Here is a 16,195-nt window from a genome sequence, read left to right on the forward strand (position 1 = left end):
GTCTTCGGAGAGGAGCGCCTATGAATACGGCACGAACCAACACCGTCCGATCGATTCTTCTCTCATTCACGAGTGTGATCCTGCTTCCGGCCCTGACGGGAGACTTTTCCGCTCTGGCCCTGGAAGCCGATGCTCGCACACTCGTTTCACACCCGAACGGTGAGGTAGGACTCACCATCGATCTCGCCGGCTTCACGATCGAACGGGATCAACTCAAGCCGGACGGGCGCCGCTACCTCATGGCATCACAACCGGCAACAGGCATCAATGTCGCCATCGCATTGGAGCAAGTGGCCGGACGGGCTTCAATCGGCGGATGCATCGAGCACCTCCGGCATCTCAAAAAAGGGCCGGCGGTACGCCGCGGAATAGACGTCTCCCTCTCGACCACCCGCGACATACCAACGCTCGAATATACCCTGCACCGTTTCCAGGGTGTTCGCCTCGACCAAAAAAGCATGTACGCCTGCATGGCCCACGCGAACGTCTACGCCAACATCCATGTGTCGAAAGTCCAATATACCGATGCTGATGCGTCGCGCTTTCAGCAGCTTCTGACAACCCTCCGTTTACAACCGGACCAATCAGCCCGGATCACGGCGCGCCAGCCGGAAACCACTGCACCGCTCTTTTACCTGGAGACCGTACGATACGAGCCGAAACGCGGGGATAAAACCGGCGCTCCATAATCGACGTGGATTTCTTCAGCCCCTACCTGGGCGCCGAGAGCGCGTCCTGAGCCGTATGACCGCTCAGGGATTTCTCCTGGATGTTGTGCTGGATTTCAAGGGCGATGACCATCGCCAGTTGATCCGCTGAGAGCGCCCCCATCGGCAGGCCTTGTGTCTCCCGATAATACGGATCATCCGGGGCGGCAGCTCGATAGACGTTTACCAGAATGGCAGCCGGTTGAATGCGCTGCCCCCGTTTCCCCACCACCACCGCCTTCTCCTCAGCGAGCACCCTGGTGCGGGTAGCCCAATCCCGTTGAGCGATGTTCACACAGGCGACGTTCCAGACCTTGCCGTTCAAGAGACTGCGGACGGCCTTGGGCGTCTGCTCCAGGAAATACGGTTCCCGCACGATCTTCTGCAGGGCTTCACGAATGCGGATGTCATACAGTTTCGTCGTTGAATCCGCGTGAGTGGGCGGAGTCGGCGTGCGGCTGCCGACGTCGTACAGCGGTTGTCCGGCGAGGCTCTTCTGCTCATCGACCGTTCGCAGATAGGTATCGAAGAGGTGCTGCAGGAGTCGCGCGCGTTCATCCGCAGACAGACCCGCAATCTCCTCGTCCGTGCGTATGGGCGCCGCTTGAAGATCTCGTTCCACAGCAACCGTTTTCGCTTTGGGCGCGGTATCAGCCTTGCTGACCACCCACTGAAACTCCCTCGCCAACACCGGGAGCAGAGTATCCGGGTGATTCAGATGCCCCTTGTCTTTAAGGGATGCGGCGCTGATGAGGAGGGTGACCAGACCTGGTTCTTTGGTGCGGGCCACCAAAAACGGAAAGGCTTTCCCTTCATCGTTTAGCACGACTGGTTCGATGACGACCCGCTTGAGCGCCTGTTTGGTCAGGCTTTCGTCGAAGCGCGGATACTCGGCCCGATGCTGCAACATGATGCTGAACGCGTCGACTACAGTCTGGACAGCCGCGTCGAGATCAACGGCATCCAGTCCGGCGGAACCCGCTCCGGTGCCTGTGCTCAGAAAGACGCGAAACGGCGCGCCGGAAATCTCTCGCCCCTCCCCTATCACGGCAGGGTTCTCGGGTTCCGCGTGGGTCGCGTGGCCCTGGTGATTCGCCTGCGTTTCAGGCACGAAGAGGATCACACAAACGACCAGACCTGCGCCAAGAGCCCGTACGACAGGCAACCAGAAGGTGATGAGCAGGCCTGCTTGCAAGCGATCTCTTGTGAGTCGATTCACCATCAACAATCCGCCTCAGCCCGCATACCCGTTCGGATTGTGCTGTTGCCAGCGCCAGGCATCGGCACACATCTCGTCCAGCCCGCGAGCGGCGCGCCAGCCCAACGATTTCAAGGCATACCCGGGATCGGCGTAACAGGAGGCGACGTCGCCGGGACGTCGCGGGGCAATCTTGTACGGAACCGCCTTGCCACTGGCCTTCTCGAAGGCACGAACGATCTCCAGGACGCTGTACCCGTTCCCGGTGCCGAGATTGACCGTTAAACATTCCCCCGGCCCTTCCAAGCGCGCCAGCGCATCCAACGCCTTGAGATGCCCCAGCGCTAAATCCACCACGTGAATGTAATCCCGCACCCCGGTTCCGTCAGGAGTGGAATAATCGTTGCCCCATACACTCAAATGTTCGCGCCGGCCAACCGCCACTTGGGCCACAAACGGCAGGAGATTGTTCGGCATGCCCTGGGGATCTTCCCCGATCAGGCCGCTGGCATGCGCCCCGACCGGATTAAAATATCGCAGGATGCCGATGCGCCAGGAAGCATTGCTACGCTGCAGATCACGCAAGATTTCTTCGACCATCAACTTCGTCCGTCCATAGGGATTCGTCGCGGACAGCGGATGATCCTCGGTCAGCGGCAGGCGTTGCGGATCTCCATAGACCGTGGCGGAGGAACTGAAGACGAGTGTGGTGACGCCGCACTCTCCCATGGCTTCCAGAAGACGCAGGGATCCCGCCACGTTGTTGTCGTAGTAGGACAGCGGTTTCTCCACCGATTCACCCACCGCTTTCAAGCCGGCAAAATGGATAACCGACGTCGCTCCGCTCTCCCGAAGCGCCGCGACCAGCGCCGCTCGATCCCGAAGGTCGCCGCGCACCAGGCGAAGGGATTTTCCCGTGATGCGTTGCACACGCGCCAAGGCTTCTGGATGGCTGTTGGAAAAGTTGTCGAATACCGTCACCGCCGAGCCGGCATTGAGCAGTTCCACACAGGTATGCGACCCGATATAACCGGCGCCCCCCGTCACCAAGATCATGCGCATCACCTCCGCTGAGATAAGAAAAGATCCGTGTCTCCAGGGCCTACGATACACCGCCTCGAACGCTCGCACAATGGCACGCCGGGAGGAAGCGCATCGCTCATTTCAACCTAGCAGGCTGCGGAAAAACTCATTTTTTGCACACTACGCCGCGATCAGCTCTCGTGGCGTGTTGGTATCAGGATAGTACGCAGGATGCGCAAAAAGGCCATCCAGCAAGGCCGCAGCGAGTGAGGCGGCGAATCGTACTCGTGTCGTACGTTGAGCCGCTGAACGAGGCGAGAACGCCGCTGGTGGACTTTTTCCGCATCCTGCTAGCTGTTTCCCGTCGCACTCCGCTACACTTCGGCCACGCAGGAACACACAATGCAGCACACACGCAGCACCGACTACTACGCTACCCTGGAACTTTCGTCAGACGCGACAGAGGCCGAGATCAGGCGCGCCTGGCATGAACAGATGCAGGTCTGGCATCCCGATCGCTTTGTGCATTCACCTGCGCTGCACAAGAAAGCCGAAGTCCGCACCCAACTGATCAATCAGGCCTATCAAACGCTCAGTGACCCGGCCGCCCGCGCCCGTTACGATACCGGAAGACACCATCCCTCTGCGCCGCCCCCTCCGCCGCGGCCCTCTCCGGCGGTTCGCCCGCAACCTGCCGCACGTTCGCGACAGGAGTTGCGCGGACCACAAACGATGCTGAACGTCACCCGGTTCAGTCATCCGAAAATCATGGTGCCCGCCATCCATCTCCTCGTCGATGTACGCGAAACACAGCCCTATGAATTCAAGGGGCTCGTACGGATCGCCGGAACGCGGAAACAGGCCCTGCCGGTAGGGGACTACGCCATTGCGGAAGCGCCCGAGATATTCTGCGTCGAACGCCGGCGCACGGAAGAACTGAATACCATCTTCTCGAATCCGTCAGGCAATCGTCTGGAATTTCTCCGCGAACTTGAACCGCTTCTCGCGATTCCGCATCGGTTTCTCCTCATCGAAGGCGCCCTTCAAACAAATCGAGGCGAAGGACGATTGGGACAGTATCATCGCAATGGGTTGATAGACTTTCTCGATTCCCTCACAGCGCGATTCGGGATTCAGATTGTCCAGGCAGACACTCGCGAGGAAGCCGAAGAACGGGTCGCGAATCTGGCCGCTATCCATTACGCGTACTCTCTCGCCGAGCAACAAGGCCTCGGTCGATGCCTCACGGAAAACGACGTCTAAGTTCAAAGAAACAACTGCCTTGCCAGAATATCAGGACGTAAGATATCCTTACTTCATAGCGAGGTCCTCTATGTTGGCAAAGAAGACATCGAAGAATCAGGTAACATTGCCCAAGAAGGCGTTGGAAGACATTCCCGAAACGGAGTATTTTGATGTCACGGCAAAAGGCGGGGTGCTGATACTGAGGCCGGTAACCATGGCGGAGAAGGGTTCGCGCCTCGCAGCGGTTCGCCGGAAAATCAAAGAGCTCGGGATTGAGATGAAAGACATGGACCGCGCCATTGCCTGGGCAAGAGGACGCCATCGCCGGTGATTCGAGCGGTTCTTGACACGAACGTCGTCATCTCGGCATTGCTATTCTCTGGCCCGCCATCACAACTTGTTTCTGCCTGGCAATCGGGCCGGTTTTGCCCCGTCGTATCCGCGCCTATCCTGGACGAATATCTCCGTGTTCTTGCTTATCCGAAATTCAAGCTGACAAATACCGAAATACGAGGCTTACTGGAAGAAGAGCTGATTCCCTTCATTGAAACCGCTCAATCTGGGTCAACGGACATTCCCGGCATACGCGACCCTGACGATGCCAAGTTCATCGGCTGCGCCATGGCCGCCGAGGTCCGCTGGCTCGTGAGCGGCGACGACGATCTCCTGAGCCTTCGTCACGTCGAGTCGGTCGACATCCTTTCGGTCACAGCCTTCCTTCAACAACTGAAGCGGAGGCTATAGTAGGCGAGAACTGGATTTACGAACTGATCGGAAATGGCTTGCAGCTTCGAGGCAGCACGGACTGTCGAATTCCCTATCTCCCTCGACACTCTCGCTATCATCCAGGGATGACTATCCTGGGATGACGGAACTACCTGGCTCGTCCATCTTGAGTCGCCTTCGCCACTCTTGAGGAGTATGCGTGAACGTTTTGGTAGTCCGTCCGTGAGAAATCATGATGTCGTAGCCATACGAAACCACTATGACCACTTGCCCAACATCACCCACCCCGGACGAAGACTTGAACATCGCCATTGCAATGTTATCCGCCACTCTTTCGAAATCTTCCGGCTTTATAGGCATCTCCACACGCACCTGAATCCATGAACCAGAACTCTGCACATTTGCCTGAGTCATCATCTTGGAGGTTCCACGCGCTATTGAAACATGAGCATCCGGTACCACCGACTGAGCAAGTCGTCGCGCCTCAGCAAGTGGTGGTGAAAAATCAGGCGGATCAGATGTGTAAGGCATCAGCACGACCACCAGCACCAGGGCACTGAGTGCGCCGGCAATCGCGAGATGAGGCGTCCACATCTGCAGATGAATCTCTGAAGTGCTTTCCGCATCCCTTACAAATGTTCCAACCACTATATCGTGAAGGGCTTGACCTGTTCGCCGATTGCAACAGTAGAGATAGGCCTGTGCCACACCCACACCAACGATCACAATACTGAGTACCATTCCCACAAACTGTGCATATGGTCCTGGAGGAGTGGCTGTGCCATTCAGTGCCACTGGCACGAAGAAGATCGTTGCACGGAACGCTGATCGGGGCAGGCTCATCAGCGCGCTCTTAGCATCTGTCACTCGGATGTTCGCGAGACGTTTGCCGAGAGTCTGCCCCTGACCAATGTGACTATTCAATATGGCGAAATACACCAATGCAATTGCAGCACCAATGAATCGACCCGTTCGTCCAAGTGCGGCCAGCTGATCGAACCACAGGAAACCAAGACACGCTCCAATCGCTCCAAGGATCAACGCATCCACCACTACGGCTCCGGTTCGCCGCCAGAATGGAGCAATCTGAGTTGCCTGCGCTTCATCGTCTCTGCAGGGATCTGGCACATCAGAGGTCATGCGAATTCCCTTCTAAAGATGTCTCCTATCGCGCGAGTGTTACCTGACGGAAAGCACCTGTCAATTTGATCCGCACAATACGAATACGATCACCAGTCCGCCCCACTACGTACCATCAACTCCTGGCCCTGCGCTCATGTTTCCACCGTCGTCTCAATCATCCCTTTGCTTGGTGAGCTGTGAACCTCGTGGTAGCATGACACTCCTATGGCCCTCTCCACGACCGTGCATGATCTCCGCACCTTGATCCGCTCCTCCCACCCGCTCATTGTCATCGAGACCGTGGAAGAAGACCGGGTGTTGACCCTGCTCCAATCCGTGGCCGCCCAGGAACGGATGCCGCTGTTCGAGTGGTCGATTACGAGAGGGCTCACCAGGCCAGAAGAAAGACAGAGCCTCAGCAAGTTGACCGCCACGCCCCTCGCCGTCCTTCAACATCTCCATGGATTGACGGTTGAAGGCATCTTCTGGCTCAAGGACCTCGCCCCGCACTTGCAGGATGCCGCCGTCGCGCGCCAACTGCGCGAGGTGAGCCAGCACTTCAGCCGCTCACGCGCGACCTGTCTCGTAACCGGTCATCCCATCGCCTTGCCGCTCGACCTCGATCAGATTGCGGTGCGACTCGACCTCCAACTACCCGATCGACAGGAATTACAGACCATGCTTCAGAGCGTCCTGCAATCCCTGAGAACGAGGACGTCACCCCGTCGCCCAGCATCCACCACCGTGGTGCAGAGCCTCCTCAATTCCATGACCGCGCCGAAGACGGCGAACACAGGTCCCTCCGATCAGGACTGTGACGCGATCCTTCGCGCCTTACAGGGACTGACCTTGCATCAAGCTCGACAGGTCATTACCCAATGCGTCGTCGAAGACGGGGTGCTCTCCGCCGATGATGTGCAGACAATTCTCACGCGCAAGGTCCAGGCGATCAAGGATGGCGGCTTGCTGGAGTACTACCCGCTGGAAGACAACCGGTTCGAACTCGGTGGATTCGTGAATCTGAAATCCTGGCTGGAGCGGGCGAAGGTGGGATTCACAGCCGAAGCCAAGGCGCTCAACCTGACCCCGCCGCGCGGCATTATGCTGGTGGGTGTGCCGGGATGCGGCAAATCGCTGGCGGCCAAAGCCATTGCGCGCGAATGGCGACTACCGCTGCTCAAATTGGATGCGGGCCGGCTATTCGATAAATTCATCGGCGAGTCCGAAAAAAACTTTCGCAAGGCCATCGAGATGGCAGAATCACTGTCGCCGATCGTGCTCTGGATCGATGAAATTGAAAAGGCCATGGCGGCGGGCGGTGGCAGCGGCGATGCGGATGCGGGCTTGAGCCGCCGGCTCTTCGGCGCGTTCCTCACCTGGCTGCAGGAAAAGAAGCAAGACGTCTTCGTCGTGGCCACGGCGAACAATCTCTCCGCACTCCCGCCGGAGTTATTGCGCAAGGGACGATTTGACGAGATTTTCTTCGTAGACCTGCCGGACACAGCCGAACGCACGGCCATCTGGAAGATCCATCTCAGCCTTCGCAAACAGAACAACGCGGGGTTCGATCTTCAGAAAGTCGTGGACGCCAGCGAAGGATTCAGCGGCTCGGAAATCGAGCAGGCCGTGGTCGCTGCGCTCTATCGCGCCCTGCACCGCAAACAGCCGTTGACAACGGATCTGCTCATTGAAGAAATTTCCCACACCGTGCCGCTGTCGGTGACTCGGCGGGAAGACCTCGATCAGCTGCGAGCCACCGCCCAAGGCCGTTTCGTCAACGTACGCTGAGTACAGTCCAACCCCCTCTTCCTTCTGATCACGCCGATTCTTGCGACGCCCGTCCCGCATCACGATCGGGTGAAGGGCCTTGCCTGAAGGTTCCTTCGCAGGATCAGGCATTCATACAGTAAAATGAATCCTTGCGTCTCAGCGCGCTTGAGGACACGAATCCTTCACTCTCCTCATGCCTCTAATGGTTTCGAGGAAGGCAACGGCATGGCTACAACACGAGAGACACGCACCATGATGACAGATAGACCCCTGATGGCTTCTCTTCAAGGCCGACATGTTCGCCGGAATGGTCACCCACGTGGCCTGCTGCTCATTCTTTTTCTCACGCTTGTCACGGGAGGGATTTCCAACGTCTTGGCCAGTGACACTCCGCTTCGCTCGGAGGGCCAGATTGCCCAACGTGCCAAGACCGCCTGGGAACAGGGCACGATCGATCTCGCGCTCGGTATCCTCGAACAGGGCATCCAGGACCATCCTCAGGCCCTCGCGCTCCATCAACTTCGCGGCGACATGTTCGCCACCTCCCGTCGAACCGAAGCCGCCCTTGAGGCGTACGACACCGTTCTGGCACATATTCCCGCTGCGCTTGATGTGCGATGGGCCAGGTGGAGCGTGCTGGTGCGGTCGGGACAGGTCGAAGAAGCGGTCGCCGAGCTTCAACGCATCGCCGGACTTGATCCCCACAACCCGCTCATCCACTTGCGTCTGGCGCGCGAACTGCGAAAACTCGACCGCCTGGAGGACTCCTTCGAGGCCTACAAGAAAGCCGTCGCCCTTGGGCCGGACATGCTCAATTGGCGATTGGCCATGGCCCGGGCGCGTTTCGATATTCTGGATTATGAGGGCGCTGAACGCGACGTGCACTTTGTCCTGGATCGAGTCCCGGCCGGTTCGCCGCTTCATCTGTCGGCTAGGAATCTGCTCTCGCTGTTCTTCGGCTCGACGGAACGGGGCCGCCGCTTTGCACCGGTCATGACGCCGGATGTCAGTTCACAACAACTTCGCGATTGGTCAATGATTCGTGCGGAAGGCTACCGCCTCTTCGAGGCGGGCCGGTTTCGTGAAGCTGAACCGGTCTATCGGGAACTTTTGCGCTTAAACCCGATGGATCCGCTCGCCGGCCGGCACCTCAGTCTCATCCTCATGGGGCTGGGGCGCTGCAAAGACGCGCTCGCCGTGTCTCAAACGGGGTCTGAGTTCGACCCGACCGATGAAGAACACACCACGACGGCATTTCGTATGGGTCAATGCATGGTGGAACTTGAACGCTGGGAAGACGCGTACATGCAGTTCAAGACGCTGTACGATGCGACCGTCGAGTTCGAGAAATCGACCAAGGAAGTCCAACTCCCCTCAGGCACCAGGGTATTGAATAAGGGCGCCCTGACGCAATGGTTGGACAAGATTCGTCCGCACGTGCTGGAGTTTGCGCGACAAGTCGAGGCCGAAGCGGCAGCCAACGCGGCTCAAGCCAAAGCAGCGGCGCCGGCCACCCCGCCGGAGGCGGAACTCGCGGCCAAGGCCATCGACGCCTTGAAGCCGCAGAACACGCTGGATGCTGCGGCTTCCCTCGTCGGCCGGGACGCTGATTTCGCCTGGTTCCGCTTCGTCATTCCGGCCAAAAAAGTGATGCGGGACGATTCGCCGACCGGCGCGCACGACTTTATCCCGCTGGACCCGGGAATCACCTTCCCCGCCAATCAGCAGGATATTTACCTGGTCTTCAGCCTGGTCACCGCCTCGTACGATGAGGTACCGCTGGCTGCACGCTGTTTCAAAGAGACCACCGAGTTGGCCGGAGCGCAAGCAGCCGTCGCGCAGGACCGACTCATCATGGCCACGAACGATCAGTCCGGCTATTTCGTCCTGCCCCGTCCTGCGGCTGGATGGACTTCCGGCCTCTACCGGTGCGGACTTTTTGCGGGGGAAGACACATCGGCCTATACCCAGGTCGACGAAGTGCGGTTCCGCATCATCGAGCCGACGAGGCCTTCGTAAGAGTATTCAGTCGCAGGACGTTGTCAGAGGATGCCCGCAAGAAGAGCGTCTGCTCGCTGGTTGGACCTGATCAACTCGCGCGTACTGTTACCCGGTAGGAGCCGGTGAACGTCTCGCCGGGAAGCAATCGTTTCAGCCCCCAGTCGGGGTGATTAAAGGCATCGGTCGCGCAGGTCATCGGTTCGATCGCCAAGGCACGGCGGGGGGCCTCCGCGATAGCATCCCCCGTATAAACCACAAGTGCGGAAAAGGCGCGATCCATCACCACATCAATGGCGCGACCACGTTCCTGATAGCGCAGCGACGCCGTGGCCATTCCCGCCGCATCGCGCTCCAACTCCAGATAACAATGGTTGAAGCGGCGCGGGCCGATGGTGCGAAATTCCCGATAATCCCAGTCCGTTCCCTGTGCCGCCATCACCTTGCCGGTCGGCGCCAACTGCTCGTTAAATTCCAGATACCCCGTCGCAGGAATTTTTACCTCGGCCTCATCCACACGCCCGGCGCCGACCGTGAAGTAGGGATGGAAACCCACCCCGACCGGAGCCGCCATCCCGCCGACATTCCGGACGGAAAACCCGCAGGACAATCCCTGAACATCCAGGCTGTAGGTGACACGCACGGCGACGGAAAAGGGATAGCCGCGCGAGCCATATTGGGCGGCATCCAGACTGACATCACAGGTCACGGCATGAGCGCCAGCCTGCTGCGTCAACCACGGAAGGCTTCGCACAAATCCATGGATCGCATTCGGACCTTCCTTATCATTCCGCTCAAGCTGCAGCGCCTGGCCGTCAAACGAGTACCGTCCTCCCGCCACCCGCCCCGGAAAGGGAATCAGCACGTCACCCTGCCCGCCCTTTTTCTGCGCGCCGCCGGAATATCCCCAGACGATGTCGGTTTCTCCGCCGTGGCCGTCTACGAAAAAATAGCGCCGCAAAGAGGCCCCCCAGGGCGAGACCACCGCGCGCTGGTTCTCAAAAACCAAAGAGATCTCCGTGTCAGGCGTGACAGTCGGTGTCATGGGATGTGAGCCCTTCACGCATCGTGCCCCATCAGATACTCGAACCGTTTGCGGAAATCATCGGCGGCCAATCCGGCTGCGGTCGCCAATCGAACCACGTTCTCCGGCTGACTCAAATCCTCCGGCGAGAGTCGAATCATGTACCGGCGGGCAATCGCGTAGGACTCGGACTCAACATCCACCATGCGCACACGCGTGCGGCCGGTGGCCGGGTCGAGAATGTCGCCGAACGGAATCGGGATAAATCGTCCGTTTTGAATCGATACCATGGCCGCGCTGCCGCCCTCCAGGAGAAACTGGGCCGCGCAATAGCCCAGATCCCGCGTGTATTCCATGTCGAATGAAATAGGGTCCGCGCAGCGCAATTCATACCCGATGTTTTTATCGACGATGGTGGTCTTGATCCCGAACGCGCGCAGTTCCTTCTCCACCGCCCGCTTGAGCACAAAACCGAAATTGATCTCCGCTAACCGCACATGTCCGTGCTGATCACGTTCCACATCCTCCAACCCATTCAAGTCCTGCTGGTCGAGGATTTCGACCAGGCCTTCGGCCAGGACCGCGACCCCGTCCGACCTGCCGGCACTGAGCCGCTTGATGAACGCGGCGACGAGAATATCGACCAGCGTCCGCAGACGAATGGGTTTCTGGCGAAACTCTTCCGGAATAATAGTCAAGGTGGCGCCGGCGGCCTTGCCGATCCCGAGCGCCAGGTGTCCGGCCTTGCGGCCCATCGTGACCACGAAATACCAACGCGAGGTGGTCTCTGCATCGACCATCAGACTTTTCACCAGCTCGACCCCGATATGACGGGCCGTCTGGAATCCGAAGGTGGGAATTCCGTGCGGCAGATCAAGGTCGTTGTCGATGGTCTTGGGCACATGCGCCACCTGAAGCCGGCCGCCTCCCCGTTGCTCCAATTTCAATGCGGAAAACGCCGTATCATCTCCGCCGATCGTGATCAACCTGGTCACCCCCAGCTTGTGCAGACTCGCCAGACAGGTATCGAGATGCTCGGTTTTCTGCGTGGGATTGGCGCGCGCGGTTCCCAGACAAGAACCGCCGCTGAAGTGGATGCGGCTGATGTCTTCGATCGACAAGCGCCTGACCTTGCTGGTGTTCCCTTCCATGATCCACTTGAACCCATCCTGAATGCCGATCACCTCGCATCCGCCGAGAATGCTTCGAATCGTCGCGGCCCCGATCACACTGTTGATGCCTGGCGCCGGCCCTCCGCCGACGAGAATGCCCACGACCGGTCGCGGTTCACGTATGGTCATATTCTTCCTGCTCCTATCGGGCTGAAATGATTCGATCCGTCGTATCTGCCCCAAAACGTCCCCAAGGGCATAGCCGTCCGGCTGCTACGCGAGCAGCTCATTGTGTGCGACCCTACACGGAGGCGAAATGTGGGTCAAGGATGAGCGAACGATCTCCTGGGCCTTCAAGAATATCATTCGCGAAACATCGGACATATGTTAGCCTGATACCAACGGCCTTCTGCTCCATTCGAACGAGGTGCTCCATGATTGAGATTCTCGTCGTCGATGACAACCTGCAGTTGAGAGAGATCCTGCGAACGATCTTGAATACACGACCGGGGTTTTGCGTCACCGGTGAAGCAGCCGACGGCATCGCCGCGTCTCAACTGGCTCAAACTCTTCGGCCGCACATCATCCTCATGGACGTAGGCATGGGCCGCATGGACGGGATCGAAGCGACGCGCCGGATTCGAGCCCTCTTACCGGACACAGTCGTGATTGGAATGTCCTGCCATAACAGCAGGGAGGTCGAGGGAGCGTTGCGTGCCGTCGGGGCGAATGCGTTCCTTCCCAAAGAACTGGTACCCGAGAAAATCTTTGACGTCATTGCCCAGCAACTGTCGCACGACCAGCCTCCACAGTGATGTCGGAGGAAAACCGTTTCCGCGCTCGCCCGTCAGGAAGCACCGCAACTCACATCGGCACCTTCTCCTCTCGACCCTAATGGCCCGCTGAGAGCCGCCTCGACAATCGCCCGGCACAGCTGCCCTCCGGCGCTTTCCTTGGTGAGATACCCGTACGCCCCCGCCTGTTTCATGCGAGCCACGATATCGGGGGAGTTGTGCATGGAGAGCGCGATGATTTTGATACCAGGGAATTCCTCCGTGATCCGTTTAGTGGCCGCCACGCCGTCGCAGCGAGGCATGTTGACGTCCATGACGACGACGGCCGGCTTGAAGGTGCGGGTCAGCTCGATGGCTTCCAGGCCATCGCCGGCTTCGCCGACCACCTCCAACCCGGGATGTCCGTTCACGATGGTCCGAAGGCCCTGGCGCAACATCCGGTGATCGTCTACCAACAAGACCCGGATCTTCGGCGCGGGGAGAAATGAGGCCGCTCCAGGCAGCTCCGGCAAGCCGGGCGCCGCTGGGTCGGAAACCGCGGCGCGAATCGTCTCACCCGCGCCAATTTCCTCCCCCGATGCCACACCTCTGGCGCCTGGCTGATCAAGCGGCAACTTGAGGATGGCCGTCGTTCCCTGTCCCGAAACCGATTGCATATCAAACCCTCCCCCGAGGGCCTTCATCCGCTCGCGAATACTGAAGAGACCGAAGCCCGGTTCACGCTTCGTCTTCGCTGCGCCGGCATCACAGCCGATACCTCTATCCGACACGGTAATGCGCAGGACCCCGCCGGTTTGTGTCACGGAAATCCTCGCCTCGGCAGTGCCCGCATGTTTCACGATATTCATCAGGAGTTCGCGGACCGATTGAAACAGCAGCACGGATTGCTCCTCGGAAAGGGGAAGCACGTCGTTCTCGAACTCCAACTTCACCGTGAGCTCCCGCTGCATTTGGCCAGCCAACCATCTCAATGCCATGAGGAGCCCGAACTCATTCAAGATGGGTGGGCTGAGTTGTGCCACCAAGGTCCTGGTGTACGCCAAGGCCCGGTCCATCACCTCTTGGACCTCCGTCATCGCCTGCCTCGCCGACGGCGGCACCTCTTCCAATTTAGCCTGCCCTAATTTGATCCGGCTCAGGACCAGGAGTTGCGCCAGATAATCGTGCAAATCGGTCGCGAGCTGTTTCCGGATACGATGTTCCGTCAGATTCAAATCCGTCGTCAGTGCGCGCAACTTGTCCTGCGTATCGGCCAACTCTCTCGTCCGCACCTCGACACGCTGCTCCAGATTGTCCGCGAACTGCCGCAATTGAGCTTGTGCTTCTTTCCGACTCTGAATGTCCTGGACAATGGAAATGAAATGTTGCGGGGAGCCCTGAACATCCCGCAGAAGCGAGACGGTCAGATTCCCCCAGATGAGCGACCCATCTTTCCGGATATACCGTTTCTCCATGGAGAAGGTTTCGATCTCACCGGCCAGTAGCCGGCGGATGGAAGCCCAATCTTGTTCGATGTCCTGCGGATGGGTAATCTCGGTAAACGTCTTGGTCAGCAATTCTTCGCGGGAATACCCCGTGAGGGCGCACATCGCGTCATTGCAGCGTAGCCACCGCCCGTCCAATCCAACGTGCGCAATACCGACCGCCGCGTTGTCGAACGTGGCGCGATGTTGCGCCTCGCTTTCACGCAGCGCCTCCTCTGCCATTTTGCCGTCGGTGATATCTTCGGCGAAAATCACGATCCCGCCGATGCCGCCGGCTTTGTCCCGCCACGGACGAGTCTCCCATCGGATCCAGTAGACGGTCCCATCGGAACGCTCGAACCGGTCTTCCTCCGCGCGCATCACCTCTCCAGCCAAGCCCTTTTGATACGCCGTTCGCCACTGGTCAGGAATATCAGGAACGATCTCGTAATGACTGCGCCCCAATACCTCTCCTTCGAGCGCATAGTCCGCCAGCCACCGCCGGCTCACCGCCACATACCGCATCTGCCGATCGAACATCGCGATCGCCGCCGGCGCATGTTCGATGAAGAGACGCAGACGTTCTTCACTTTCCCGCAACGCAGCTTCGGCTCGCTTGCGTTCGGTTATGTCATGAGCGACTTTGGACACTCCGACGATTCGTCCCTCGTCATTGCGGATTGCCGATACTGTCAACGCAATATCAATCAGCGTGCCGTCTTTCCGCCGCCGGACGGTTTCATATTGCTGAATAGCCTCCCCCCGCTTGATCTGCGCCAGAATGGGAGTTTCTTCTTCAAGCCGTTCCTCCGGGATGACCAGCAACACGGATTTACCGACGGCTTCCTGCCGGCTATATCCGTACAACCGCTCCGCGCCACGGTTCCAACTGGTGATGATCCCATTGAGGTCTTTACTAACGATGGCATCTTCCGACGATTCGACGATGGCCGCGAGTGTAGCGCGCGCCTGCTCCGCCTGCTTGCGGTCGGTAATATCGACGATGGCGGCAATGAACCCCGTCACGATTCCGTGTTCGTCCCATTCCGGCGCATAGGTGACCTGCAGGAGATGCCCCGTGGAGGCCGTACCCAGAAATTGCTGGTCAAACTTCACCTGCCGCCCCGCAAGCGCCTCCTGCATGAAGGGCGCGGCCTGCCGATAATCCTCTTTGCTCAACACATCACGTGGATGCAGGCCGATGAGGGCCTCAGGTGTCCGTCCAACCAAGTCGGCATATTGCCGGTTCACGAAACGATACCGGCCGTCCGTTCCACATTGAGCGATGAGGACCGGGGCATGGTCCGTCACGAACTGCATTTGACGCTCGCTGGCGCGAACCGTCTCCTCCGCTTTGCTTCTTGCCTCAATCTCAAGCCGCAATCGCTGTTCTTGGGCTCGCGCCAGAGACGCCTCCGCCTGCGCGCGAAGACGAGCCCGCGTGACGGCTTCCGATAGTGACACGATGATGACGCTGGCCGTCATGAACAATGCCAGGGCCATCTGTTGCTCATTCGCCGAGGCCTGGATGTCGAGAAAGAGTCCGATAGACAGTGCCGATGAAACCAAGATCGCCACGATGCCATGGCGCCAGCCATTGACCACCGCAATGAACATAATGGCGGGATAGTAGGTGATGAAGGTGTAGCCCGACCCCCATAACGGTGTCAGGGCCATGCGCAGGCCGGTCGCGATGGCGAGCGTGACCACCGTGAGCAGCGAAGGGTTCCATTCGGCGAGGCGAGACCACCAGGAACGTAAACCCTGCTGGCTTTCGTTCGGAGGCACGGAAACTGGAGGAGGCGGGTCGGAAACCATAGGCTCCATCGGCAAGGGCTGGATCGGCTCTCTATGCAGGTGGCGATCTGAATGATCGTGCGCGGCCTGCGCAGTCTCTTCGGCCAAGGGGCTTAGTGTACAGGAATGCATCGGGAGACACCACATCTCGCCATGGATGACTCCGATCGGCAGCCGCAAGGCCTCCCCCCCCCGGAGCCGACAACTTCCTGCAAT

Annotated in this window: 13 protein-coding genes; 7 read left to right on the plus strand and 6 right to left on the minus strand. The window is 59.1% G+C overall.

From position 1 onward, the window contains the following. Positions 1-20: 20 nt before the first annotated feature. Positions 21-689 (plus strand): hypothetical protein, encoded by a 669-nt coding sequence (locus tag GDA65_08100; GenBank protein ID MBA5862655.1) that lies wholly within the window; start codon positions 21-23, stop codon positions 687-689. Positions 690-711: 22 nt separating this feature from the next. Here GDA65_08100 and GDA65_08105 read toward each other — a convergent pair whose 3' ends face one another. After that, positions 712-1,929 carry a hypothetical protein gene (locus tag GDA65_08105; protein MBA5862656.1) on the minus strand — a complete coding sequence of 406 codons (1,218 nt, stop codon included), beginning with the start codon at positions 1,927-1,929 and terminating at the stop codon, positions 712-714. A gap of 12 nt (positions 1,930-1,941) precedes the next feature. Then, positions 1,942-2,961 (minus strand): UDP-glucose 4-epimerase GalE, encoded by a 1,020-nt coding sequence (gene galE, locus GDA65_08110; protein ID MBA5862657.1) that lies wholly within the window; start codon positions 2,959-2,961, stop codon positions 1,942-1,944. A gap of 369 nt (positions 2,962-3,330) precedes the next feature. Here galE and GDA65_08115 point away from each other — a divergent pair, with 369 nt between their 5' ends. The 3 genes from GDA65_08115 (at position 3,331) to GDA65_08125 (ending at position 4,917) form a co-directional block, all read left to right on the plus strand. Continuing rightward, a complete protein-coding gene (locus GDA65_08115) occupies positions 3,331-4,191 on the plus strand; it encodes a DnaJ domain-containing protein (GenBank protein MBA5862658.1) in 861 nt (286 codons plus the stop codon). 70 nt (positions 4,192-4,261) lie between these two features. Further along, complete coding sequence (locus tag GDA65_08120) at positions 4,262-4,504, plus strand: AbrB/MazE/SpoVT family DNA-binding domain-containing protein (protein MBA5862659.1); 243 nt, start codon at positions 4,262-4,264, stop codon at positions 4,502-4,504. After that, a complete protein-coding gene (locus GDA65_08125) occupies positions 4,477-4,917 on the plus strand; it encodes a putative toxin-antitoxin system toxin component, PIN family (protein ID MBA5862660.1) in 441 nt (146 codons plus the stop codon). The genes GDA65_08120 and GDA65_08125 overlap by 28 nt, the downstream gene beginning before the upstream one ends. Positions 4,918-5,028: 111 nt before the next feature. Here GDA65_08125 and GDA65_08130 read toward each other — a convergent pair whose 3' ends face one another. Further along, a complete protein-coding gene (locus GDA65_08130) occupies positions 5,029-6,039 on the minus strand; it encodes a hypothetical protein (GenBank protein ID MBA5862661.1) in 1,011 nt (336 codons plus the stop codon). A gap of 207 nt (positions 6,040-6,246) precedes the next feature. Between GDA65_08130 and GDA65_08135 the strand changes: the two genes are divergently transcribed. Both GDA65_08135 and GDA65_08140 read left to right on the plus strand, forming a co-directional pair. Next, on the plus strand, positions 6,247-7,809 hold the full coding sequence (locus tag GDA65_08135) for an AAA family ATPase (protein MBA5862662.1): 1,563 nt from the start codon (positions 6,247-6,249) through the stop codon (positions 7,807-7,809). A gap of 123 nt (positions 7,810-7,932) precedes the next feature. Further along, entirely contained in the window at positions 7,933-9,810 is a 1,878-nt protein-coding gene (locus tag GDA65_08140) for a tetratricopeptide repeat protein (protein ID MBA5862663.1), read from the plus strand. Between the two features lie 70 nt (positions 9,811-9,880). Here GDA65_08140 and GDA65_08145 read toward each other — a convergent pair whose 3' ends face one another. Both GDA65_08145 and GDA65_08150 read right to left on the minus strand, forming a co-directional pair. Next, positions 9,881-10,834, minus strand: coding sequence for a hypothetical protein (locus tag GDA65_08145; GenBank protein ID MBA5862664.1), 954 nt, complete (start codon positions 10,832-10,834; stop codon positions 9,881-9,883). 14 nt (positions 10,835-10,848) lie between these two features. Continuing rightward, positions 10,849-12,114 carry a 6-phosphofructokinase gene (locus GDA65_08150; protein ID MBA5862665.1) on the minus strand — a complete coding sequence of 422 codons (1,266 nt, stop codon included), beginning with the start codon at positions 12,112-12,114 and terminating at the stop codon, positions 10,849-10,851. Between the two features lie 26 nt (positions 12,115-12,140). On the opposite strand from GDA65_08150, the gene GDA65_08155 reads away from it, so the two are divergent. Then, positions 12,141-12,740: a response regulator gene (locus GDA65_08155; protein MBA5862666.1), complete on the plus strand. Its 600-nt coding sequence runs from the start codon at positions 12,141-12,143 to the stop codon at positions 12,738-12,740. Positions 12,741-12,772: 32 nt separating this feature from the next. Here GDA65_08155 and GDA65_08160 read toward each other — a convergent pair whose 3' ends face one another. Beyond that, positions 12,773-16,159, minus strand: a complete 3,387-nt coding sequence (locus tag GDA65_08160) for a PAS domain S-box protein (GenBank protein MBA5862667.1) — start codon at positions 16,157-16,159, stop codon at positions 12,773-12,775. Between the last annotated feature and the right edge of the window lie 36 nt (positions 16,160-16,195).

This window comes from Nitrospira sp. CR1.1 (assembly GCA_014055465.1).
Classification (GTDB): Bacteria; Nitrospirota; Nitrospiria; order Nitrospirales; family Nitrospiraceae; genus Nitrospira_A.

Bases quoted from the DNA above. Each gene is read 5' to 3' on its own strand.
- GDA65_08135 (MBA5862662.1), top strand. From the start codon at position 6,247: ATGGCCCTCTCCACGACCGTGCATGATCTCCGCACCTTGATCCGCTCC.
- GDA65_08105 (MBA5862656.1), bottom strand. From the start codon at position 1,929: ATGGTGAATCGACTCACAAGAGATCGCTTGCAAGCAGGCCTGCTCATC.
- galE (MBA5862657.1), bottom strand. From the start codon at position 2,961: ATGATCTTGGTGACGGGGGGCGCCGGTTATATCGGGTCGCATACCTGT.
- GDA65_08130 (MBA5862661.1), bottom strand. From the start codon at position 6,039: ATGACCTCTGATGTGCCAGATCCCTGCAGAGACGATGAAGCGCAGGCA.
- GDA65_08120 (MBA5862659.1), top strand. From the start codon at position 4,262: ATGTTGGCAAAGAAGACATCGAAGAATCAGGTAACATTGCCCAAGAAG.
- GDA65_08100 (MBA5862655.1), top strand. From the start codon at position 21: ATGAATACGGCACGAACCAACACCGTCCGATCGATTCTTCTCTCATTC.
- GDA65_08140 (MBA5862663.1), top strand. From the start codon at position 7,933: ATGAATCCTTGCGTCTCAGCGCGCTTGAGGACACGAATCCTTCACTCT.
- GDA65_08155 (MBA5862666.1), top strand. From the start codon at position 12,141: ATGATTCGATCCGTCGTATCTGCCCCAAAACGTCCCCAAGGGCATAGC.
- GDA65_08150 (MBA5862665.1), bottom strand. From the start codon at position 12,114: ATGACCATACGTGAACCGCGACCGGTCGTGGGCATTCTCGTCGGCGGA.
- GDA65_08145 (MBA5862664.1), bottom strand. From the start codon at position 10,834: ATGACACCGACTGTCACGCCTGACACGGAGATCTCTTTGGTTTTTGAG.
- GDA65_08115 (MBA5862658.1), top strand. From the start codon at position 3,331: ATGCAGCACACACGCAGCACCGACTACTACGCTACCCTGGAACTTTCG.